We start from the raw sequence: 21847 nt of genomic DNA, 5'->3' as shown, positions 1-21847 counted from the left end.
CGATTGCGGACCTGCCAACGACCTCACCCACCGAGGAGGTATGCCGTGTCGTCCCTGCTGCTGCCCGACGCCCTCCCAGCGCCGCGCCGTCCGTCCCCCGACTCGGTGCCGAGCCTTCGGTGGGGGGTGCTCGGCACGGGATGGATCGCCGAGCGCTTCGTCGCTGCCCTCCAGGCGTCGACCACGCAGCGGGTCGTCGCCGTGGGGTCACGATCGGAGGCCTCGGCTCGGAGGTTCGCTGCGAGCGCCGGCCCCGAGCACGCACACGGGACCCACGAGGCGCTGGTCGCGGACCCTGAGGTCGACATCGTCTACGTCGCAACCCCGCACCACGTGCACCTCGCCAGTGCGCTCCTTGCCATCGAGTCGGGCAAGCACGTGCTCGTCGAGAAGCCCTTGGGCATGAATGCTGCTGAGGCACAAGCGATCTCGAAGGCTGCCTCAGCCGCTGGCGTCTTCTGCATGGAGGCGATGTGGACACTCTTCCTCCCGCGCGCCGACGTCGTGCGGCAGGTGCTCGAGGCGGGCCTGCTCGGTGACGTGCGCACCGTCCTCGCCGATCACGGCGAGCACTTCGACCCACCGCACCGCATCCTCGAGCCCTCGATGGCCGGCGGCGCGCTGCTCGACCTCGGCAGCTATCTGACGACTCTCGCGACCTGGGTGCTCGGTCCAGCCTCGCGGGTGCAGGCATCGGGTGAGATGACCGAGTCAGGCGTCAACGGACAGACAGCGATGCTCCTCACCCATGCCGGCGGAGCGACGAGCGTGCTGCACACGACGCTGCGCTCGCGCACTCCGACGAGTGCGACGATCGCCGGCACAGCAGCGACCCTGACCCTGCCGGGGCCGTTCTTCCAGCCGGGCGACGTGATCGTGAGGTCTGCCGACGGGTCTCGCGCCGTGACGTGGACCGATCCGGAGCCGATCGGCCACGGAGCCCTCTTTCACTCAGCGCTCGAGGCGGCGAGGTGCATCGGTGACGGCCTGCTCAACTCTCCGCTGCACCCGCCCGAGTCGGTCGTCACGGCGATGCTCGCCCTCGACGAGGTCACCCGTCAGGTCGGGGTCACCTACGACCGGGTGCCCAGCCACACCTGACGCACGCCACAGGGCCAATCGAAAGAGCAATCCGTCGCCCGTCCCAGCGACCCAGCGGGCCCCGCGAAGTGCGACGGATTGCTCTTTCGATTGGCGGGGGGTGGGAGCTCAGGTCAGGGGCGTCAGGACGTCGAGGCCGAGGAAGGGGCGCAGGGCCTCGGGGACCCGCACCGAGCCATCGGCCTGCTGGTGGTTCTCGAGGATGGCGACGAGCCAGCGCGTCGTGCCGAGCGTGCCGTTGAGTGTGGCGACGGCCCGGGTGCCCGAGCCGTTGGGGTCGCGCTCGCGGGTGCCCAGTCGGCGCGCCTGGTAGGTCGTGCAGTTCGACGTCGAGGTCAGCTCGCGATACTTGCCCTGCGTCGGCACCCAGGCCTCGCAGTCGAACTTGCGCGCCGCGGGACCGCCGAGGTCGCCGGCTGCGGTGTCGATGATGCGGTAGGGCACCTCGATCTTGGCCAGCATCTCGCGCTCCCAGGCGAGGAGCCGCTGGTGCTCGGCCTCGGCGTCCTCGGGCCGGCAGTAGCTGAACATCTCGACCTTGTGGAACTGGTGCACGCGGATGATGCCGCGGGTGTCCTTGCCGTGCGACCCGGCCTCGCGGCGATAGCAGGCCGACCACCCGGCATACCTCTTGGGACCGGCCGACAGGTCGATGATCTCGTCGGCGTGGAAGCCGGCGAGCGCCACCTCCGAGGTGCCGGTGAGGTAGAGCTCGTCGTCTTTGAGCTTGTAGACCTCTTCGTCGTGGGCATCGATGAAGCCAGCGCCAGCCATGATCTCGGTGCGCGCCAGCGTCGGCGTGATCATCGGCGTGAAGCCCGCGGCGGTCGCCTGGGCGATCGCCATGTTGAGCAGGGCGAGCTCGAGCAGCGCGCCGACACCGGTCAGGTAGTAGAAGCGCGCGCCGCCGACCTTGGCGCCGCGCTCCATGTCGATGGCACCGAGTCGCTCACCGAGAGCGAGGTGGTCGAGCGGCTCGAAGCCCTCGGCCGCGAAGTCGCGTGGCTCACCGACGGTCTCGAGCACGACGTAGTCGTCCTCGCCGCCGACCGGCACGCCGTCGATGATGACGTTGCCGACCGTGCGCAGCAGACGGTCGAGCTCCGCCGTGGCCTGGTCGGCGTCGGCCTCGAGCGACTTGACCTGCTCGCTGAGGGTCCCCGCGTGCGAGCGGGCCTCGTGCGCCACCTTCTCGAGGTGCTCGGCGTCGGGCGCACCGGCCTTCTTCGCCTTCTGGAAGGCGCCCATCGCGGCGCCGACCGCCTTGCTGACGGTCTTCTGCTCGGCGCGCAGGGCCTCGAAGTCACCGAGGGACGATCGGCGGCGCTCGTCGGCAGCGAGGATCGCGTCGACGATCCCCGGGTCCTCTCCACGGGCCGTTTGCGAGGCGCGGACCCGGTCGGGTTCGTCGCGCACGAGCTTGATGTCGATCACGCGGTCAGCCTATCGGCGCCCCGTCGCCGCCCACGACCGAGATCCGCGACCCCCCACTCGAGGCGGGTGGCGTGGCCGGTCGACTACTCGGGGCGGATGACGGCGTAGGCCGCGACGGCGTCGGCGGGCAGCCCCCGCACGTCGATCTGCACGGACCCCGCGGGAAGGCCGAGGTTGACGGTGCGCTGCACCTGCCCGTCGCACGGGAAGGGCCGCGAGTAGAGCGGCTCCCCATGACCCCACGTGCCGGGCGCCGCGTCGTAGACCGCATAGCTCGTGCCCGTCGACGGCCGACCCGCCGCGCACGCGACCTCCACGGTGTAGGTGCGGCCCTCGGCGGCCGGCTCACCCCGCTCGTTGCGGAAGGCCTTGCCCGCGCCGCTTCGCGTGACGACGACCCGAGCCACCTCGCCCGGCATCCGCGGGGGCACCGTCAGCGTCGGCGGCGGTCCGGGGTCGATCGGGGTCAGGGTCGCGCTCGGCACCGCGGCCGGGTCCGCTGCAGCGCCTGCCGCCGCAGCGCTCGTCCCAAGGGCCTCTGCACCCCGATCCCCCGCCGCAGCACTGGCCTCCGCGGCCGCACTCGCCGGCGCACTCGCCGGCGCACCGCCGGCGCCAGCCGCAGGCTCATCGCCCGTGCTGCTCGTGCACCCGACCAGGGCCGCCGCCACGACGAGGCCGGCGCCCACGCCTCCCCACCTCATTCCTCGACCCTAGGTCGCCCCGCACCCCAGCGACAGGTCGGCCGGCCATTTCCTTGACCCATTCCAGATTGAGTGCTTGGTTGGAGAGGACCCTGGGCCGCAAGCGGGTAGGGGACTGGAGAAGGCCGCGGTCCCGACCACGCGGCATACCCCCTCGACCTTCCCACCACGAGCACGACGAAGCGCACGAGCACGACGCCAGCGAAGACGACGAAGGAGCAGAGATGACGGACACCACCCAGTCCATCGAGACCGCACCGAGCAAGGAGGCCGAGCTCGGCTCGCACACCGAGACCGGTGCGCCTGCGCAGAGCGACCGCAACTCGCTCACCATCGGTCCCGACGGGCCGATCCTGCTCCACGACCACCACTTCCTCAACCAGATGGCGCACTTCAACCGCGAGCGCATCCCGGAGCGCAACGTGCACGCCAAGGGCTCCGGCGCCTTCGGTGTCTTCGAGACGACCGAGGACGTGTCGCGCTACACCAAGGCCGCGCTCTTCCAGCAGGGCGTCTCGACCGAGATGCTCGCGCGCTTCTCGACGGTCGCTGGTGAGCAGGGCAGCCCCGACACGTGGCGCGACCCGCGCGGCTTCGCGCTGAAGTTCTACACGACCGAGGGCAACTACGACCTCGTCGGCAACAACACGCCCGTCTTCTTCGTGCGCGACACGATGAAGTTCCCGCACTTCATCCGCAGCCAGAAGCGCCGCGGCGGCTCGGGCCTGCGCGACAACCACATGCAGTGGGACTTCTGGAGCCTCAACCCCGAGTCGGCCCACCAGGTCACCTACCTCATGGGCGACCGCGGCATCCCCAAGACGTTCCGCCACATGAACGGCTACGGCAGCCACACCTTCCTCTGGATCAACGAGGCCGGTGAGAAGCACTGGATCAAGTACCACTTCCACTCCAACCAGGGCGTCGAGGGACTCACCGGCGCCGAGGCCGAGCGCATCGCCGGCCAGGACGCCGACCACCACCGCCGCGACCTGCACGACGCCATCGACGCGGGCGACTTCCCGAGCTGGACCCTGTCGATCCAGGCGATGCCCTACGAGGACGCGAAGACCTACCACCTCAACCCGTTCGACCTGACGAAGGTGTGGCCGCACAGCGACTACCCGCTGATCAAGGTCGGCACGATGACCCTCAACCGCAACCCCGACAACTTCTTCGCGCAGGTCGAGCAGGCTGCCTTCGAGCCGTCGGCGGTCGTGCCGGGCATCGGCTTCTCGCCCGACAAGATGCTGCTCGGTCGCGTCTTCGCCTACAGCGACACGCACCGCTACCGCATCGGCCCGAACTACCTGCAGCTGCCGGTCAACCGTCCCCGCGTCGAGGGTCTCAACACCTACACGCAGGACGGCCCGATGGCCTACGACCACAACGGCGACGCCCCCGTCTACGCCCCCAACAGCGAGGGACGTGGCTACGCCGACACGGTCGGTGACGTCGAGGACGGTTGGGAGACCGACGGCGCCATGGTGCGGCAGGCATACACGCTGCGCCCCGACGACGACGACTTCAGCCAGGCCGGCGCCCTCGTGCGCGACGTCTGGGACGACGCGCAGCGCGAGATGTTCGTCGAGACCGTCGCGGGCCACCTGCTCGGTGGCGTGAAGTCGCCGGTGCTCGAGCGGGCCTTCGACTACTGGAAGAGCGTCGACGCGGCGACCGGCCAGGCCATCGAGGAGCACGTGCGCGCGGGCCTCGGCGCCCCCAACCCGGGCGGCGACGCCGACGACGCCAAGGTCGTCAAGGAGCCCATCCGCGAGACGGTCACCAACGCCGCCCACTGACGCGGCTGCGCCGGTCCACCCGGTCACACCCAGCACGACGCAGAGGTATGCCGTGTGCCCCCGTCAGGCACACGGCATACCTCTGTCTGTGGACCGTCGAAAGGCCACTCCGTGCCGCTCTCGGCAGGTCGAGAGGCCACATCCTGTCGGGCGCTATGGCCTCTCGACCTGCGCGACACGACGAACTGTGGCCCCTCGACCTGGGCGACACGACGAAGTGTGGCCACTCGACGGGGGGAGGGAGTGGGGCGGCTACTTCACCTCGGAGCGGCTGAGGCGCCAGATGCCGACCGCCAGCGGCAGGACCACCCAGACGGCGACCGAGGTGCCGAGGTGCGCCCACTGCTCCCCCGTCAGCGAGCCCTCGAAGAGCGGCTGCATCGTCTGGTTCATGTCGAGCCAGACGGCGGCGTCGCGCAGCCACGAGACCATCGAGCCGAGGATCGACCACGCGGTCGGCAGGATGAAGAAGAGCACGATGGCGGCGGGGGTGTTCTTCAGCAGCATGCCGAACGCCAGACCCTGCGCCATGCCGAGCAGCACGTAGCCGCCGGCGCCGAGCAGGACCAGGCCGTCGATCGTCCAGTCGCCGGTGATGCCGCGGAAGGTGATCGCCGCCTGGTGCGCGATGCCCGCCAGCACGAGCGACAGCGCGAAGGCAGCGAGGCCGATGAGCAGCGCTGCGACCGTCTTGGACCACGCGACCCGCGGCCGACGCGGCTCCAGCCCGAACGTCACGAGCGCGGTGCGCTGGCTCCACTCCGACGTGACGGCGAGGATGCCGACGACGGGCAGGATCAGGGCCATCGGCATCGTCGTGGCCTGGAGGTACATGCCGAACGGGTGCTCCCCGCCGTTGTCGAAGAACATGATGGTCAGGGCGATCGCGATGATGGCCGCGATGCCGATGAGCAGCCAGCGGCCCGCCCGGGTGTCGAGCATCTTGCGCAGCTCGACGTGGACGAGGCGGCCGAAGGGCACGCCACCGGTCGGGCGCGGTCCGGGGATGCGGTTCGGCACCGTGGCGTGGGCCGGCAGGGCCGACTCGGCGGACTTCGAGACCGGCCCCGGTCGGGGCGTGGTCGTGGTCGTGGCGGTCATGCCGCCACCTCCTCTCGGGCGGAGCTCGCCGTGAGGTTGAGGAACATCTCCTCGAGACCCCGGCTGTCACCGCCGCGTAGTTCGGTCAGGACGATCTGGTGGGCCGCGGCGACCCGGCCGACAGCGAGCGGCTCGGCCTCGACGGTGAGCGCGCCGGTGGGGGTGCGCTCGGCGACGATCGACTCCGCCGCGAGCGCAGCCACGAGCGCGTCGTCGTCGGTGGAGCGCACCTGGGTGCCGGCTCCGGCGAGGAGCGAGTCCTTCGTGCCCTGGGCGACGATCCGCCCGTGCCCGATGACGACGATCTCGTCGGCGACGCGCTCGATCTCGTTGAGCAGGTGCGAGCTGAGCAGCACCGTGCCGCCCTCGTTGGCGTAGCCGCGGAGCAGGTCGCGCATCCAGCGGATGCCGGCCGGGTCGAGGCCGTTGGCCGGCTCGTCGAGGATGAGCACCTCCGGGTCGCCGAGCAGGGCGTGCGCGATGCCGAGCCGCTGGCGCATGCCGAGCGAGTAGTTGCGCACCCGCCGCCCCGCCTCCTTGTCGGTGAGGCCGACGAGCTCGATCATCTCGTCGACGCGCTGGCGGCCGACGCCCATGAGGATCGCGCCGAGGGTCAGCACCTCACGGCCCGTGCGGCCCGCGTGCTGCGCCGAGGCGTCGAGCAGGAGGCCGACGTGGCGGCCCGGGTTCGGCAGGGCGGCATACGGCTTGCCGAGCACGGTTGCCGTGCCCGAGGTCGCGGGGGTGAGGCCGGACATGATCCGCATCGCGGTCGTCTTGCCGGCACCGTTGGGTCCGAGGAAGCCGGTGACGAGCCCGGCCTTCGCCTCGAACGAGACGTCGTCGACGGCCGTGAACGGGCCGTACTTCTTCGTGAGTCGCTCCACAGTGATCATGGGTGACACCCTCCCGTCCGGCGGGGGTCGCGCACATCCGTCATGAGCCTGATTCCGACCCCGACCTCGGGCGCCCGCGACCCTGACGTCAGTCGGGGTCGCGACCCTGAGCGACCCGCGCAACCCGACCCGCTGCACCGGTTTGTCCACGGCACAAATAGGGCCTATCGCTTCGAGCTTCTGGAGGCCGTCGGCTGGCAGGATCGAAAGCTCCGACACGTAGGACTACGCCAGGAGACTCACATGAATCCGTCCACCCGCTCCGCCCTGTCCAGACGCGCCGTGCTCGCCGCCGGCGTCGCGGCCGTGCCGCTGCTGGCCAGCCGACCCGCGTCGGCGGCGGGCACCTTCCCCGACCCGGGGCCGAACGTCCCGATCCAGGCCACCATCGGCTACGACGACATGATCCGCGAGCTGGGTCGCATCGAGCGCAGCTCGCGCTACGGGGTCACGGTCAAGACCCTGCGCGAGATCGGGATCTCGCCCGGCGTCTCCGAGGCCGGGCGCGACCTCTACGTCGCGACCGTCGGCACCGGCCCGAAGCACGTGTGGCTGCAGGGCCGCATCCACGGCAACGAGCCCTACGGCGTCGACACCCTGCTCACGCTGCTCTCGGCGGTCGGCTCGAACGGCGCGGCGGGCTACCGCGCGATCCGCGAGGCGCTGACGCTGCACGTCATCCCGATGTACAACCCCGACGGCACGGAGCTCAACATCCGTCAGACCGTGCTCCAGGACGGCACCGAGCGCCGCATCGACCTCAACCGCGACTGGGCGCCGACCGCCTTCGTCGCCGCGGAGTCCGTGGCCTGGTACACCTACTGGACGCAGGTCAAGCCGGCCTTCGGTCTCGACATCCACCACCAGGGTCTCAAGCGTGACACCGACGGTGACGTCGTCACGATGTCGCTCGGCATCTCGCTCGCCCCGAGCGGCCCGACCCTGCCGACGGTGATGGGCGGCCTCTACGACCGGCAGACCCGTCAGGCGCAGGGGCTCGTCTACACCTCGCTCCAGCGCTACGGCTTCGTCGAGGTCGACCGCTACCAGGTCGGCACCTACGAGATCGACATCAAGGGCGGCGTCTCGTCGGCCGTCATGCTCGGCCTCAACTGGGGCAACCTCAACCCGACCGGGCACTCGCACCCGATGGTCTTCTTCGAGACCTCGGGCAACACGAGCCCCGGCAGCATCGGGCAGAAGGCGCGCGGCAAGGCGATCCGCCAGAACGTCATCGGTGCCAGCGAGCTGCTGCAGGGCCTGGCCACCGGCTCGGTCTGGAGCACCGACCGGATGATCTGGCACGAGGAGATCCCGCACGTCGACTACACCGCCTACTTCGGCGACAACAACGCGGTCATCACCCCGTGGCCGACGCGTCCGCCGCTCTGAGCTAGGCCCACCTGATCGAGAGAGCAATCCGTCCCCCGCTCCACCCACGCCAGGGTGCCCGCGCAGGGGACGGATTGCTCTTTCGATCGCACGAGGGGTGTCGGGTTTATCGGGTGGACGAGCACCCGGTGGCCCGCCTAGCCTCGTCACCGTGTGGATCTCCTGATGCCTCGTGCCCGCCCGCGCCGCTGACGCCTGACGTCACCCGCGCGGATCCGCCGACCATCCAGGACCCCTCGTGTCTTCCACCCTCACCATCACCGGGCTCGGCGTCGCCTTCGGCGCACGCAGCCTCTTCACCGGCCTCGACCTGACCCTGTCCGACGGCGACGTCACCGCCGTCGTCGGGCCCAACGGCTCGGGCAAGTCGACGCTGATGCGCACCATCGTCGGCGAGCTGTCGGCCGAGGCCGGCTCGGTCCGCCTCGCCCCACAGGACGCCACGATCGCCTGGCTCCCGCAGGTGCTGCCCGACGCGTCGGAGACGCTGCTCGTCTATGCCCGCCGCCGCACCGGCGTCGAGGCAGCCGACGTGGAGCTCGAGATCGCTTCTGCCGCAATCTCTTCCGGTATGCCGGGTGCCGAAGACCGCTACGCCGCCGCCCTCGAGCGGTGGCTGGCACTCGGAGCAGCCGACCTCGACGAGCGCCTGCCCGAGGTCGCCGCCCGGGTGGGTCTGGACGTCCACCCGTCCCGACCGATCGGCACGCTCTCGGGGGGTCAGGCGGCCCGGGCCAGCCTCGTGGCCGTGCTGCTCAGCCACTACGACGTGCTGCTGCTCGACGAGCCGACCAACGACCTCGACGCGCGCGGGCTCGACCTCATGGCCGACTTCGTGCGGTCGCACGACGGGCCGGTGCTCATCGCGAGCCACGACCGCGCCTTCCTCGACACCGTCGCAACCAGCGTCGTCGAGCTCGACCTGGCCCAGGGCCGCATCGGGCACTACACCGGCTCGTGGAGCGACTACGTCGACCAGCGCACGCTCGAGCGGGCCCACGCCTGGGAGGCCTACGAGGGATATGCCGCCGAGCGCGACTCGCTGCTCGCCCAGTCGCAGCAGCGCCGCGACTGGGCCGCCAAGGGGCGGCGCAACGTCGCGATGGGCAAGGAGCCCGACAAGCACCTCCGCGAGAGGCACAAGGCCCGCGCCGACCGCCAGGCCGCCAAGGGCGCCCGCCTCGAGCGCGCGGCAGGACGACTCGACGCCGTCGACGCACCACGCAAGGAGTGGCAGCTGCGCTACGCGATCACCGAGGGACGGCCCTCGTCCGACGTCGTCGCGACGCTGTCCGAGGCGGTCGTCGAGCGAGCGGACTTCCGGCTCGGGCCGGTGAGCCTCGTCGTGGGCCGCGGCGAGCGCATCGCCGTCATCGGTGACAACGGCAGTGGCAAGACGACCCTGCTCGCCGCGCTGCTCGGGGACCTGCCCCTGACTTCGGGCCGGCACTCTCTCGGCAGCCGCGTGTCGGTGGGCGTCGTCGACCAGCAGCGCCGACTGCTCGACGTCGACGACCCGGTGCTCGACGTCGTGCGACGCGAGCTCGGCCCTCCACCGGGCCATGACGCCGGCTCGGGTCGCGAGTGGCCGATCGCCGACGTTCGCACCCTGCTCGCGAAGTTCGGGCTGGGCTCCGAGCACGTCGCGCGCCCGGCCCGCAGTCTCTCGATGGGCGAGCGCACGCGCGCGCTGATGGCGCTCTTCCAGGGCCGCGAGGTCAACGTGCTCGTGCTCGACGAGCCCACCAACCACCTCGACGTCGCCGCGATCGAGCAGCTCGAGGCCGCGGTGGCGGCCTTCGGGGGGACGGTGCTCGTGGTCACTCACGACGCGAGCCTGCGCGACGGCATACGCCTCACGCAGGTGTGGTCGGTCGACCGGGGCCGGGTGACGGTGCAGGCGCTGTGACCGCGTCGCCGCCGACGTCCGACGACTGTGTCGCGGCTGCCGCCTGCTGCTCGCGGTCGATGCGGTAGTCGAGCCAGACCCGGTTGACGAGGGCCGAGATCACCGTCAGGTGGCCCAGCAGGAGCAGCCACACGAGGATGACCGCAGCCACGCCGAGCGAGCCGTAGAGCTCCGACGAGTGCTCGAAGCGGGCCGGCAGGTAGATACGACCCACGAGCTGCATGAGCGAGAGCCCGAGCCCGAAGAGGAGGCAGCCGGGCAGCAGGTCCGTCCACGACCGACGCCGGTCGGGCAACCGGAGCGAGATGACGAGCCACACGAGCGTGCTCAGCGTGACCTGGATCGCGAAGGTGGCAACGAGCCCGGCAGGGACGACGTCGAGCACGGAGACGAGTCCGGCGGCGAAGAACAGCGCCAGCCAGGCCCCGGCGAAGACGAGCGAGGAGATGATCACCTGGCGCTGGGGCTGACGCCGGGTGGGAGCGTCCCAGACGTGGGCGGTGGCCTGGATGAGGTTGCGCATCAGGGTTCGGGTGGTCCAGAGGAAGCCGAACAGCCCGATGACGACGGCCACCCACCAGGACTGCCCGCCGTCCTGCAGCGCGGCGACCACCTGTTGGCGCGCGACCGCGGTGACGCCCGTCGTGCTCTGGGCGCGTTCCGCGATGAAGGGCGAGCTGCGACCGATGCCGGTGAGCAGTCCCGCGCTGAGCAACGCGAGCGGCATCAACCAGAGGAAGGTGCGGAAGGCGATCGCGCTCGCCAGGAGCATCCCCTGGCGGGCGACGTAGGTCGTGACCGCGACGATCGGCAGGGCATAGACGGGGTCGCGTCGCGCAAGCTCGCGGTAGCGGGCCGCCGCCTCCTCGGCGCGAGCCCGGGCGTGGTCGATCCGGCCGAGCAACCCGTGCGGCGGCTCGGTGCCATCGGCGGGGGCGGGTCCGCGGGCCATGGGTCGAGCCTCCCACGACCGACGCCGCGGACGCGCCGACTCGGCCGGATCGTCGTCCGCTGCGTGGGCTCCTTCCGGACGGGCCTCATCTACGCAACGCTGGGCCCATGCCAGCCACGACCGTCGTCCTCTTCGGTGCCACCGGTGACCTCGCCAAGCGCAAGCTCCTGCCGGGCCTGCTGCACCTGCACGAGTCGCAGCTCATCGAGGGGCTGCGCGTCGTGGCCACCTCGCTCGACGACCTGAGCCGCGAGGAGTTCCTCGAGCTCGTGTTCGCGTCGGTGCGCGAGCACAGCAGCCACGAGGTCAGCGACGACGACCTTCGGGAGTTCGCGTCGCGCATCCACTGGGTGCCCGGCAGCGCCGGACCGCACGGCATCCGCGAGGCCGTCGCCGAGTCCGAGGCGATCCTCGGCGCCGACGCGTGGCGACTGCACTACCTGTCGGTGCCGCCCAAGGCCGCCCTCGCGGTCGTGCACCAGCTCGCCGAGGCGGGGCTCGTCGAGCGCAGCCGCATCATCATGGAGAAGCCCTTCGGCACCGACCTGGCGAGCGCCCGGGCCCTCAACGCCGAGCTGCACGAGGTCTTCGCCGAGGAGCAGATCTTCCGCATCGACCACTTCCTCGGCAAGGAGGCGGCCCAGAACATCCTCGCCTTCCGCTTCGCCAACGGCCTCTTCGAGCCGATCTGGCACCGCAACCACATCGACCACATCCAGATCGACGTGCCCGAGACCCTCGGCCTCGCCCAACGGGCCGACTTCTACGAGAGCACCGGCGCCTACCGCGACATGGTCGTCACCCACCTCTTCCAGGTGCTCGCCTTCACCGCGATGGAGCCGCCGACGGCCCTCGAGCCCTATGCCATCAGTGAGGAGAAGAACAAGGTCTTCCGCTCGATGTCGCCGATCGAGCCGCACGACGTCGTGCGCGGGCAGTACGTCGGCTACCGCGACGAGCCGGGCGTCAAGCCGGAGAGCCAGACCGAGACCTTCGTCGCGCTCAAGTGCTTCGTCGACAACTGGCGATGGGCCGGGGTGCCGTTCTACCTGCGCACCGGCAAGCGGCTCGCGGAGGGCGCGCGCATCATCTCGATCGCCTTCAAGGAGCCGCCGCGCTCGATGTTCCCCCTGGGCTCGGGTGTCGGCGACAACGGGCCCGACCACCTGACCTTCGACCTGGCCGACAAGGCACGCATGTCGCTGTCCTTCTACGGCAAGCGGCCCGGGCCGGGCATGAAGCTCGACAAGCTCTCGATGCAGTTCTCCATGCAGGAGACCAACTGGGCCGGCGCCGTCCTCGAGGCCTACGAGCGCCTCATCTACGACGCCGCACGCGGCGACCGCACGCTCTTCACCTCGGCCGACGGCATCGAGCGCCTGTGGGAGATCTCGCAGCCGCTGCTCGACAACCCGCCCACCGTGCGTCCCTACGACCCGGGCACGTGGGGTCCCAACCAGATCCACCAGCTCGTCGCGCCCTTCACGTGGCGCCTCCCCTTCGAGCGGCGCTGGCGCAACCCCAACGACTACGGCTCGTGACTGCCGCTACGGGCTCGCCGCACCGCGCAGGTATGCCGCCCGGCCGAGGAAGAGGTCCCGCTCGCTCTCGTTGCGGGTGAGCTCCGCGGCGAACCCGAAGGCGTCGGCGGCCTCGGCGGCTCGGCCCGCACGCGCGAGCAGGTCGCCGCGCACGCTGTGCAGGTGCGGGTAGCGGTCGAGCTGGCCGGACGCCGCAGCGGTGTCGAGGACGGCCAACCCGGCCTCGGGTCCGTCCGAGAAGCCCACGGCCACAGCACGATTGAGCTCGACGACGGGCGAGATCCACACCCCAGCGAGCACCGCATAGAGGCCGGCGATGCGAGCCCAGTCGGTGTCCGCGGCCCGACCCGCCCGTGCGTGGCAGGCAGCGATGCCGGCCTGCAGCGTGTAGGGGCCGATCGGGCCCGGCAGTGACTCCGCTCGTGCCAGCGCCTCGAGCCCCCGACGGACGAGGAGGCGATCCCAGCGCCGCCGGTCCTGGTCTGGCAGCAGCACGGCCTCACCCGCCGGACCGACCCGTGCCGGGAGGCGAGAGGCCTGCAGCTCCATGAGAGCGAGCAGGCCGTGCACCTCGGGCTCGTCGGGCACCAGACCGGCCAGCAGCCGTCCCAGCCGCATCGCCTCCGAGCAGAGCTCGGGCCGCACCCACTGCTCCCCCGCGGTGGCGGAGTAGCCCTCGTTGAAGACGAGGTAGACGACCTCGAGCACCGACGACAGTCGCTCCGCCAGCTGCTCGGGTGAGGGCAGCTCGAAGGTGATGCCCCGCTCCTTGAACGTGCGCTTGGCCCGCACGATGCGCTGGGCTGCCGTCGCCTCGGGCACGAGGAAGGCGCGGGCGATCTCGTCGGTCGACAGCCCCGCGAGGCACCGCAGCGTGAGGGCGACCCGCGACTCGAGCGACAACGCCGGGTGGCACGAGGTGAAGACCAGTCGCAGCAGGTCGTCACCGATGTGGTCGTCCAGCGCGTCGAGCACCTCGTCGGAGTCGACCCCGCCTCCCCGCCCGTGGCCGGACGGACCGTCTGCTCCGAGCAGGGCCGCCTTGCGCTCGAAGGTCTCGTCGCGGCGGTGGGCGTCGATGGCCCGGCGCTTGGCCGTCGTCATGAGCCATCCGGCCGGGTTCGGCGGGATGCCGCTGACCGGCCACTGCTCCAGCGCCGCAACGAGGGCGTCCTGGGCCATGTCCTCCGCGAGGCCCAGATCGCGCGTCACCCGCGCGAGTCCCGCCACGAGGCGTGCCGACTCGATGTGCCACACCGCCTCGACGGCGCGGCGGGCCGCCTCGGTCTCGCTCGTGGCCGCCCCGCTCTCCGTCACAGGCCCGACCCTCCCCGACCACGTCGGGGAGGGTCAATGCCTAGCGGCGGCGGGCCGGACGGCATACCGCTGCGTCTGACCGCGTCAGCGGTGCGCGATCGCGTCACGCGGGCGGTGCGAAGTCCTCCGGCCCGAAGATCTTGACCACCTCGGACTCGCCCTCCCACCCGGGCCAGCGGTCGGCATGCAGCCGCATGAAGCGCGACGCCCACTCGACCGCCTCCTGCTTGGCGTGCACGTCGTAGATGGCGTAGCTGATGTATTCCTTGGCCTCGGCGAAGGGTCCGTCCATGACGCTCAGCTCGCCGCCGGCGACGGACACGCGAGCCCCGGCCGCGCTCGGGGCGAGCCCGCCGTTGTCGAGCAGGGCACCGGCTGCCGTGGCGTCCGCACCGAGCTGCATGACGGCCTCCATGAGCCCGTCGGGTGGGGGTCCGGCGGGGCGCACACCCCTGAGGATGACGATGTAACGCATGTCAGTTCTCCTGTCTGGTGGCTGGTGACCTCTCCACGATCGGCAGGGCGCCCGATCGACATCGCTTTCAGACTTTTGTGGAGGAGGTGTGCCGCCGCGTCAGGCGGGGGCGGGGCCCGACCCGGCGTCCGGGGTGGCGCCCGCCGTCGAGGTCGGGGTGAGGACGGCGCGCAGGTCGCGGCGTGCGGCGTCGATCGCCGCGCGCCGTGCCCTGAAGTCGTCGGGGTCCGCGTCCGGGTCAGCAGCGGTGTCGGCCCCGACCGCCTCGACGAGCCGCGCGAGTCGCACCCGCAGGGCGGCCGCCGCGGCGAGCCGCCGCTCGTCGGGGGCGCTGCCCTCGAGGGCCAGCAGGCCCTCGTCCATCGCGAGCAGCCGCGGCCGGGCGGCGGTCCAGACCTGGGTGGCCTCGGCCGTCGTCGGCATCGAGAGCACCTGGGTGACGAGCGACTCCTCGACCCAGGTCGCCTCACGGCGGCTCTCCTCGAGCTTGGCGTCCCACTCGTCGAGCACCTGCTGGGCGGCGCGGCGGCGCAACAGCCACCAGACGAGTCCGGCGATGGCGAGCAGGGCGAGCAGCAGCCACGGCCACCACGTCGTCGACTCGCCCGCGGCCGGGGTGGTCTCGGGGGCGGCCTCCACGGGCTCGGACGTGGTGGCAGTCGGGGTCGCGGTCTCGGTGACCGTCTCGGTCTGCGTGACCGTCTCGGTCGGCGGCTCGGTCGGGGTCTCGACGGGCGTCTCGGTCACGGTGGGGGCCGGGGGCTCGGGGGTCGCGGTCTGGGTCACGGTCGCGGTGGCCGTCTCGGTCTGCGTCACCGTCTGGGTGGGCGGCGGCTCGGGCGTCTCGGTCACCGTCGCCTCCGGCTCGGTCGACCGCGTGACCGTCGGCAGCGTGATGGCGGGCACCGACGGCACGCTGACGCTGACGCTCGGCATCGTCGAGGGCAGGCTGATGCTGGGCCTCGCCGTCGGGAGCGTGATCGAGCCGTCACCGCTGCATGCCGCCAGGCCCGGCACAGCGATGGCGAGGGCGAGGAGCAGGGCGGAGCGACGTCTCATGGGTGATTGTCCGGCCACGGGGGGCTCCCGCCACTTCACCCGGCAGGGGTGAAGTGGAGAGATCAACCAGGCCGGACCATGGTGCTCGCCCTTCGCGGGCAGTCGGCGCCCACCCGACAGCACGCCCACGCACTCCGGGGAGGTGCTCGTGCCGCGAACCTCGCCGGCCCGGCTCACGCAGACCATCGGCCAGCCGGCCATGCGGCGCGAGGTCGACGTCATGGGCCTCACGGTGTGCCTGGCGCTGCTCGGCGCGCTCATGGCGGGCAACGACCACGAGCCGCACTCGAAGTTCGACCTCGTCGTCATCATCTGGGTCACGACCGTGGGACTCGTGCTGACGCACGCCTTCGCCCTCATGCTCGCCGTGCGGCTCGTGCGCGACCCCACCTACACGATCGAGCCCTTCGTGCTGCTCGTCGTGCAGCTCGGCATGGCTGCGCTCATCGCGATCACGGCGACGGTCGTCGCACTGCTGGCCTCGAGCGACTACGACCGCTTCGGCGCGCGGGTAAGTGCCGCGGTCTTCCTCGGCGTCCTGGTCGGGGCCGAGCTGCGCGCCGGTGGCTCCAGCCCCGCCCGGTCCATCGGGTGGGGGCTCGGCTCGATGGCGGCCGCCGTGACTCTGAGCACCGCCAAGTGGATGGTCGGGTCGTGAGCGAGGCGACCGTCCCCGACTCGGGTTGGCGGGCGACGGGGCCGTATGCCGCAGGCGCCGCCCTCGGCGGGATCGTCGGGGCCGGCGTCGTCGTGACCGTGACGACGATCATCAAGGAGCTGCTGGCCGTCGTGTCGCGGCAGGACACCTGGGTCATCATCATCGTGCCCGTGCTCGGCATCGCGGCTGCCACCTTCGTGCTTCACGTCATCGGTCGGGGCGACCCCGTGCAGACCCTGCCGGTGCCGCCGCCTACTTCCCCAGCCAGCTCCCGCACCGGCTCCCGCGCCGGCGTCGGCTCCAGGACCGGCGCACCCGGCGGCACGGGCCCGCGCCGTCGGTGGGTGCGCTACCTGCCGCGGATCCCGCTGTCGTGGCGACGTTTCCCTGCGGACGTGGCGCGGGCCGACCTCACCGCCGACGTCGTGCTGTCGGCCGGCGCGGAGGAGCGCTTCCCGTGGCGACAGGCCCCGTTGCGGGCCCTCGCCATCATCATCACGGTGGGCAGCGGGGCGCCCATGGGCACCGAGGCGCCGGCCGCGCACCTCGGGGTCGCGACCGGGTCGTGGCTCGGTCAGCTCCGCCCGGGCCGCCAGCAGCTGCTGCGGGGCGCAGCCGTGGCCGGTGGCGCGGCCGGAGTCTCGGCGCTCATGGGGGTCGCGCTCGTCGGCACGGCCTTCATCCTCGAGCTGGGTCGCCGCCGCCAGGTGGCGTTGACCCCGGCCCGGGTCACGGCGGCCCTCATCGGAGGGCTGATCGGCTGGGGCGTCAACCTGACGTTCGAGCTCGACCTCATCCGGCTCATCACCCCGATGGTCGCCCCGGACGGCTGGCTCCAGGTGCTGCGCACGTGCCTCTACGTCGGCGTCATCGCCGGCTTCCTCACGGCGCTCACCGGCTGGGCCATCTATCGCGTGCGCGGCTGGAAGGCCGGCCCCATGCGACGGCTCGTCATCGGGGCCGGGGCGATGCTCGCCGCGACCCTGACCCTGCTCCTCGTCGCCGACGGCAGGTCGGCGGTCGGCCCCGGCGGCGGGGCGATCCTCTGGGCCGAGAGCCCCGTCGGCCTCGCCGCACCGGCCGGCCTGCTGCTGCTCGTCGCGGCCCTGCGCGCCGCGGCCACGACCGCTGCGGTGGCAGCCGGTGGCTGCGGCGGGGTCTTCGTGCCCTTCCTCGCCATCGGTGACCTCGCGGGCAGGTCGTTTGCCCCCCACCTCGGCATCCCCGGCGACCTCGCCGGCGCCTCCGGTGCCGCCTCCGGCATCGCCGGTGGCTACCGGCTCCCGTGGACGGCAGTCGCCATGGTCATCGGCATCGGCGGGCCGGCCCTCGCGATGACGACGAGCCTCGGGTGCGTGCTCGTCGCGACCGCCACCGGCGTCGCCACGAGCCTCGGGCTCGACCGCCTGACGCGGGCTCGGGCCGACCGCAGGGACGACGAGCCCGCCGCCGTCACCTCCTCCTGACCCCTCCTGCTGACCCAGCCTCCGCAGGACGAGCGGGACAGCTGGCGGGACGGACACGGCATACGACCGCTCGTCGTGGGTGGTGCAGCGCCCACGTCCCGGCACCCGTCCCGGTCAGGCACCCCGGACGAAGGCGGGGGCCGACGGGAGGACGTGCGGGAGGCCTCAGCCGAGCTGCCAGGTGGGGTCGCACGAGAGCTCGACGTTGATCCACGTCGTGTAGGCCGGTGAGCGCAGCCGTTCGGTCAGCGCCACCCGCAGCCGGTCGATGTCGGAGACGTCCCAGGTGCCAGCCTCGACGAGGTGGTCGATCTCGACGTAGAGCCTGCCGCCCGTCTTGGTCATGCGGATGACGGGCTCGGTCAGGCCGTTGGCTGCGCAGACCTCGAGGACCGCGGCCCGGGCCGGAGCCTCGATCTCCGCCGGAGGCCGCATGTCGAGCAGCTCGCGCAGCATGGTCTGCACGAGCCGCACCGGGCTCGGCAGCACGATGAGCGACACGACGATGACCAATACAGGGTCGACGTATGCAGCGGCCGTCGTCTTGAGGTCGCCCTCGGGCAGGAGCGCGACGAAGGCGAAGCCCGCGAGGATGGCGAAGGAGAGGATCGTCGCGATGCGCCACCCGAGCACCTCGGCAGCGACGAGCTCGCTCGTGCCCTCGTGCCGACGCAGCCACAGCGTGACGCCGAGACAGAGACAGGCGGCGATGGCGGCATACAGCAGAGCGGACCCCGTCGACACGCTGTCTCCGCCGGCGAGCAGCACCGTCACGGCGTCGGCGACGGCGTAGGCGGTGAAGCCGAGGCGGGCGATCCCCTGCCCGCCGAGGGCGAGCGGCAGCATCGTCTGCCGGCCGTAGGGGAAGGCGTGCGACGAGCCGGAGGCCGCGGCCCGGGCGGCAGCGAGCGAGAGGCCGCTCATGAGCAGGCCGATGCCGGCGGAGACGCCGTCGAAGAGGATGACGCGCGAGCCGGACGCGATGCCCCAGACGACGGCGAGCACGGCAGAGACCGCGCCTGCGACGACCGACACCCGGAGCGCGCGGAAGGCCAGGTCGCGAGTGGCATCGGTCGTCATGGGTCCTCCGTCCACGAGTCCCGATCATGACCTCTGCGGGCTGGACCCGGCATCACCCCGGGCGGGTGACGGCCTCTTCGCCGGAGGCTACTCGCCGGGGTAGGTCACACCGATCTGGCGACGCACCTCGTCCATCGTCTCCATGACCCGGAGCGTCGTGGCATGCGGCAGTATCGACGACTCGCGCTCACCGGCGACGAGGCAACGCGCGAACTCGGCTGCCTCGTAAGAGAATCCGCGCACGTCCTCCGGCACACCGCCGGGGTGCTCGTCGATGACCTCGTTGGTGCGGCTCACGAGCCGGATGCCGGAGCCCGCACCGTAGAAGGCGCCGCTCAGCTCGAGACGCGCCTCGGTGCCGGCCACGACGGCCGTGCCGGGAGTGACGGCGGCCATCGTGCACGAGAGCACACCGTGCGCGCCGCCCGCCCCGGTGACCGTGATGGTCGTCGTCGCGTCGACGCCGAGGTCGGTCAGCGTGCCGGTGGCCGTCACCTGCTCGGGCGGGCCGAGCACGAGGTCGGCGAAGGCGACGGGATAGACGCCGAGGTCGAGCAGCGCGCCGCCCGCGAGCTCGGGCTGGGCCAGCCGCGCCGGCCCGTCGGGGTAGAGCCGCTGACCGTGGTCGGCGAAGACGGCGACGACGTCGCCGATGAGCCCCGACTCGACGACGTGGCGCACGACGTCGTAGTGCGGGAGGAAGCGGCTCCACATCGCCTCCATGACGAGCAGCCCGCGCGCCTCGGCGGCCAGCACCACCTGGCGCGCCTCGGCGGCGTTGCGGGCGAAGGCCTTCTCGACGAGCACCGGCTTGCCCGCCTCGAGGGCGAGCAGGGCGTGGTCGCGGTGCTCGGAGTGCGGGGACGCGACGTAGATCGCGTCCACCTCGTCGTCGGCGACGAGCTCCTCATAGCTGCCGTATGCCGTCCCGATCGAGAACTCGTCGGCGAAGTCCCGCGCCCGCTCGCTGCTGCGCGAGCCGACCGCGACGACCTGCGACGCCGTGCCGACCGCGACCGCCTCGGCGAAGGTGTGCGCGATGCCACCGGGGGCGATGATGCCCCAGCGGATGGCCGGGGCGTCGTGGGGGTCGGGGGTGCGCGGCGCAGGCAGCTGGAGCGGCACGTCGATCGGTAGCGTCACGCGTTCACGTCCCAGAGATGGTGGCGGATGTCATGGACGAAGTAGAGGGCAAGGGTGCGGGCGGTGAAGCGGGAACCGTTGCTGCGCAACGCCGGCCACTCCCACTGGTCCCCCACGGGGCGAGAGTACGTGGTGGCGGCCGCCTCGAGCGCAGCGGTGACCTCGCGCTGGACGGTGGTGGGGTCGGCGCGCCAGTACTGCTCCTGCACGGCCGTCTCGTCCTGGTCCCAGTTGGCGAACTGCACCTGCTCGCCAGCGCCGTCGAGGATCTGCTCGAGGCGTCCCCGCATGACGTCGCTGACGTCGCGCGCGTGGCAGGTGTACTCCAAGGGCGACCAGATGCCCGCCGACGGACGAGTGCGGGCGTCGGGCTCGGCCAGCCGGACGGCATACCGGGTGGCTGCGTCACGCAGTGCCGCGGGGACCTCGCCCACGGTCAGCGCCGTCGCGTCGAAGCCGCAGTCGGGGCAGGGCCGCGTCAGGACCCACGTCCAGTCCGCGTCATCGGGGGTGGCCGGTCCCGGGTCTGCAGCCCCGGCGGTGGACGGCTCGGTCATGGACCCCACCCTACGGCGGGAGGTGGCGGTGGCCACCGGCGATGCCGGGTGTCGGGCGGGCTGGCGATAGCGTGCACGGGTGCTCAGTGATTACCTGCCGTGGATCGTCGCCGGGATCGTGGTGCTGGCGTTGGTCATCGGTGGCTTCGTCATGAACCGCGTCGCCCCCGAGGTGACCGCTCCGCTGCGTCGTCGGCGGGCCCGACCCCATCGTGGCCACTTCCGCTCCGGGGAGGAGCAGGAGGCGCCGGTGCGGCGCGCGGCCATCATCATCAACCCGACGAAGTTCACCGACCTGCGGCCCGTGCGCGAGCGGATCGACAAGACCTGCCGCGAGAACGGCTGGGGCGAGCCGGTCTATCTCGAGACCACTGCCGACGACACCGGCGCCGGCCAGGCCGCGGCCGCCGTGCGCGAGGGCGTCGACGTCGTGTGCACGCTCGGCGGCGACGGGACCGTGCGCAACGTCGCCAGCGTGCTGGTCGGCACGGAGACGCCGCTCGCCATCCTGCCCGCGGGCACCGGCAACCTGCTCGCGCGCAACCTCGACCTGCCGGTCGGCCTCGAGGCTGCTCTCGTCGTGGCACTGACGGGGCGCAACCGCCGCATCGACGTCGGCGAGCTGCGCATCGGGCCGGACGAACCCGGGCCGGACGTGGACACGAAGTCGGCCACCCAGGCGGCCACCCAATCGGCCACCCAGTCGGCCACGGAGTCGGCCGCCGACGAGGGCGGGCTCGGGCCGCAGACCCACCACTTCCTCGTTATGAGCGGCATCGGCATGGACGCCGCGATCATGGCGGGCACCAACGAGAGCCTGAAGAAGAAGGTCGGCTGGCCGGCCTACCTCGTGTCGGGGGCGAAGCACCTCATCTCGCCGGAGTTCCGCGTCAAGGTGCGGGTCGACCACGAGCCGGAGTTCCGGCGCCGCTCGCGGATGGTCGTCATCGGCAACTGCGGGCGCCTGCTCGGTGGTCTCGTCCTCATGCCGAGCGCCCTCGTCGACGACGGCCGGCTCGACGCCGTGATCGCCTCGCCGCGAGGCCTCGTCGGCTGGGTGCCCGTCGCGACGCGGGTCGTGACGCGGCAGCGCAAGGGTCACCCGACGCTCGACCACAAGGTCTGCACCGAGATCCGCGTCGTCGTCGACCGCCCCGTGCCGGTGCAGGTCGACGGAGACGTGCTCGGCGAGGCGACCGAGGTCACGGCCGTGGTGCGGCCAGCCGCCCTGACGGTCCGCGTCAGCCAGACCTGACCCGC

At 71.9% G+C, this 21847-nt stretch carries 19 protein-coding genes; 8 read left to right on the top strand and 11 right to left on the bottom strand.

Annotated elements, in window-relative coordinates; translation table 11 throughout:
- Positions 1-45: 45 nt before the first annotated feature.
- Positions 46-1101: a Gfo/Idh/MocA family protein gene (locus LG278_RS02670; protein WP_404390668.1), complete on the top strand. Its 1056-nt coding sequence runs from the start codon at positions 46-48 to the stop codon at positions 1099-1101.
- A 108-nt stretch (positions 1102-1209) separates the two neighbouring features.
- Here LG278_RS02670 and serS read toward each other — a convergent pair whose 3' ends face one another.
- Both serS and LG278_RS02660 read right to left on the bottom strand, forming a co-directional pair.
- On the bottom strand, positions 1210-2535 hold the full coding sequence (gene serS / locus LG278_RS02665; RefSeq protein WP_404390666.1) for a serine--tRNA ligase: 1326 nt from the start codon (positions 2533-2535) through the stop codon (positions 1210-1212).
- Between the two features lie 83 nt (positions 2536-2618).
- Positions 2619-3239: a hypothetical protein gene (locus tag LG278_RS02660; RefSeq protein ID WP_404390664.1), complete on the bottom strand. Its 621-nt coding sequence runs from the start codon at positions 3237-3239 to the stop codon at positions 2619-2621.
- 224 nt (positions 3240-3463) lie between these two features.
- Between LG278_RS02660 and LG278_RS02655 the strand changes: the two genes are divergently transcribed.
- Positions 3464-5041, top strand: a complete 1578-nt coding sequence (locus LG278_RS02655; protein WP_404390662.1) for a catalase — start codon at positions 3464-3466, stop codon at positions 5039-5041.
- Positions 5042-5293: 252 nt separating this feature from the next.
- Here LG278_RS02655 and LG278_RS02650 read toward each other — a convergent pair whose 3' ends face one another.
- Together LG278_RS02650 and LG278_RS02645 are read right to left on the bottom strand one after the other, a co-directional pair.
- Positions 5294-6142 (bottom strand): ABC transporter permease, encoded by an 849-nt coding sequence (locus LG278_RS02650; RefSeq protein ID WP_404390660.1) that lies wholly within the window; start codon positions 6140-6142, stop codon positions 5294-5296.
- A complete protein-coding gene (locus LG278_RS02645) occupies positions 6139-7038 on the bottom strand; it encodes an ABC transporter ATP-binding protein (protein ID WP_404390658.1) in 900 nt (299 codons plus the stop codon). The genes LG278_RS02650 and LG278_RS02645 overlap by 4 nt, the downstream gene beginning before the upstream one ends.
- Before the next feature lie 243 nt (positions 7039-7281).
- Here LG278_RS02645 and LG278_RS02640 point away from each other — a divergent pair, with 243 nt between their 5' ends.
- Together LG278_RS02640 and LG278_RS02635 are read left to right on the top strand one after the other, a co-directional pair.
- Positions 7282-8430, top strand: coding sequence for a M14 family zinc carboxypeptidase (locus LG278_RS02640; RefSeq protein WP_404390656.1), 1149 nt, complete (start codon positions 7282-7284; stop codon positions 8428-8430).
- Between the two features lie 238 nt (positions 8431-8668).
- Positions 8669-10339: an ABC-F family ATP-binding cassette domain-containing protein gene (locus LG278_RS02635; RefSeq protein ID WP_404390654.1), complete on the top strand. Its 1671-nt coding sequence runs from the start codon at positions 8669-8671 to the stop codon at positions 10337-10339.
- Here the strand turns inward: LG278_RS02635 and LG278_RS02630 are convergent.
- Entirely contained in the window at positions 10287-11291 is a 1005-nt protein-coding gene (locus LG278_RS02630) for a YihY/virulence factor BrkB family protein (protein ID WP_404390653.1), read from the bottom strand. The genes LG278_RS02635 and LG278_RS02630 overlap by 53 nt on opposite strands.
- 107 nt (positions 11292-11398) lie before the next feature.
- Here LG278_RS02630 and zwf point away from each other — a divergent pair, with 107 nt between their 5' ends.
- Positions 11399-12832 carry a glucose-6-phosphate dehydrogenase gene (zwf, locus tag LG278_RS02625; RefSeq protein WP_404390651.1) on the top strand — a complete coding sequence of 478 codons (1434 nt, stop codon included), beginning with the start codon at positions 11399-11401 and terminating at the stop codon, positions 12830-12832.
- A 6-nt stretch (positions 12833-12838) separates the two neighbouring features.
- Here zwf and LG278_RS02620 read toward each other — a convergent pair whose 3' ends face one another.
- The 3 genes from LG278_RS02620 to LG278_RS02610 form a co-directional block, all read right to left on the bottom strand.
- Entirely contained in the window at positions 12839-14149 is a 1311-nt protein-coding gene (locus tag LG278_RS02620; protein ID WP_404390649.1) for an RNA polymerase sigma factor, read from the bottom strand.
- A 103-nt stretch (positions 14150-14252) separates the two neighbouring features.
- Positions 14253-14624 carry a YciI family protein gene (locus LG278_RS02615; RefSeq protein WP_404390647.1) on the bottom strand — a complete coding sequence of 124 codons (372 nt, stop codon included), beginning with the start codon at positions 14622-14624 and terminating at the stop codon, positions 14253-14255.
- Positions 14625-14723: 99 nt separating this feature from the next.
- A complete protein-coding gene (locus tag LG278_RS02610; protein WP_404390645.1) occupies positions 14724-15683 on the bottom strand; it encodes a hypothetical protein in 960 nt (319 codons plus the stop codon).
- Between the two features lie 148 nt (positions 15684-15831).
- On the opposite strand from LG278_RS02610, the gene LG278_RS02605 reads away from it, so the two are divergent.
- Together LG278_RS02605 and LG278_RS02600 are read left to right on the top strand one after the other, a co-directional pair.
- On the top strand, positions 15832-16341 hold the full coding sequence (locus LG278_RS02605; RefSeq protein ID WP_404390643.1) for a hypothetical protein: 510 nt from the start codon (positions 15832-15834) through the stop codon (positions 16339-16341).
- Entirely contained in the window at positions 16338-17807 is a 1470-nt protein-coding gene (locus LG278_RS02600; RefSeq protein ID WP_404390641.1) for a chloride channel protein, read from the top strand. Before LG278_RS02605 ends, LG278_RS02600 begins: the two co-directional genes overlap by 4 nt.
- 165 nt (positions 17808-17972) lie before the next feature.
- Here the strand turns inward: LG278_RS02600 and LG278_RS02595 are convergent, their stop codons facing one another.
- From LG278_RS02595 to LG278_RS02585, 3 genes are all read right to left on the bottom strand, one after another.
- Positions 17973-18887 carry a cation transporter gene (locus LG278_RS02595; protein ID WP_404390639.1) on the bottom strand — a complete coding sequence of 305 codons (915 nt, stop codon included), beginning with the start codon at positions 18885-18887 and terminating at the stop codon, positions 17973-17975.
- A gap of 87 nt (positions 18888-18974) precedes the next feature.
- Positions 18975-20030 carry a Gfo/Idh/MocA family protein gene (locus LG278_RS02590; RefSeq protein ID WP_404390637.1) on the bottom strand — a complete coding sequence of 352 codons (1056 nt, stop codon included), beginning with the start codon at positions 20028-20030 and terminating at the stop codon, positions 18975-18977.
- Positions 20027-20587, bottom strand: a complete 561-nt coding sequence (locus tag LG278_RS02585; protein WP_404390635.1) for a DinB family protein — start codon at positions 20585-20587, stop codon at positions 20027-20029. Before LG278_RS02585 ends, LG278_RS02590 begins: the two co-directional genes overlap by 4 nt.
- A gap of 79 nt (positions 20588-20666) precedes the next feature.
- Here LG278_RS02585 and LG278_RS02580 point away from each other — a divergent pair, with 79 nt between their 5' ends.
- Entirely contained in the window at positions 20667-21842 is a 1176-nt protein-coding gene (locus LG278_RS02580) for a diacylglycerol/lipid kinase family protein (protein WP_404390633.1), read from the top strand.
- Positions 21843-21847: the final 5 nt, after the last annotated feature.

The organism is Humibacillus xanthopallidus, from assembly GCF_044793955.1.
Lineage (GTDB): Bacteria > Actinomycetota > Actinomycetes > Actinomycetales > Dermatophilaceae > Humibacillus > Humibacillus xanthopallidus_C.
Note: the sequence above shows the minus strand (reverse complement) of the source record. Positions and strands in the feature narration are given on the sequence as shown.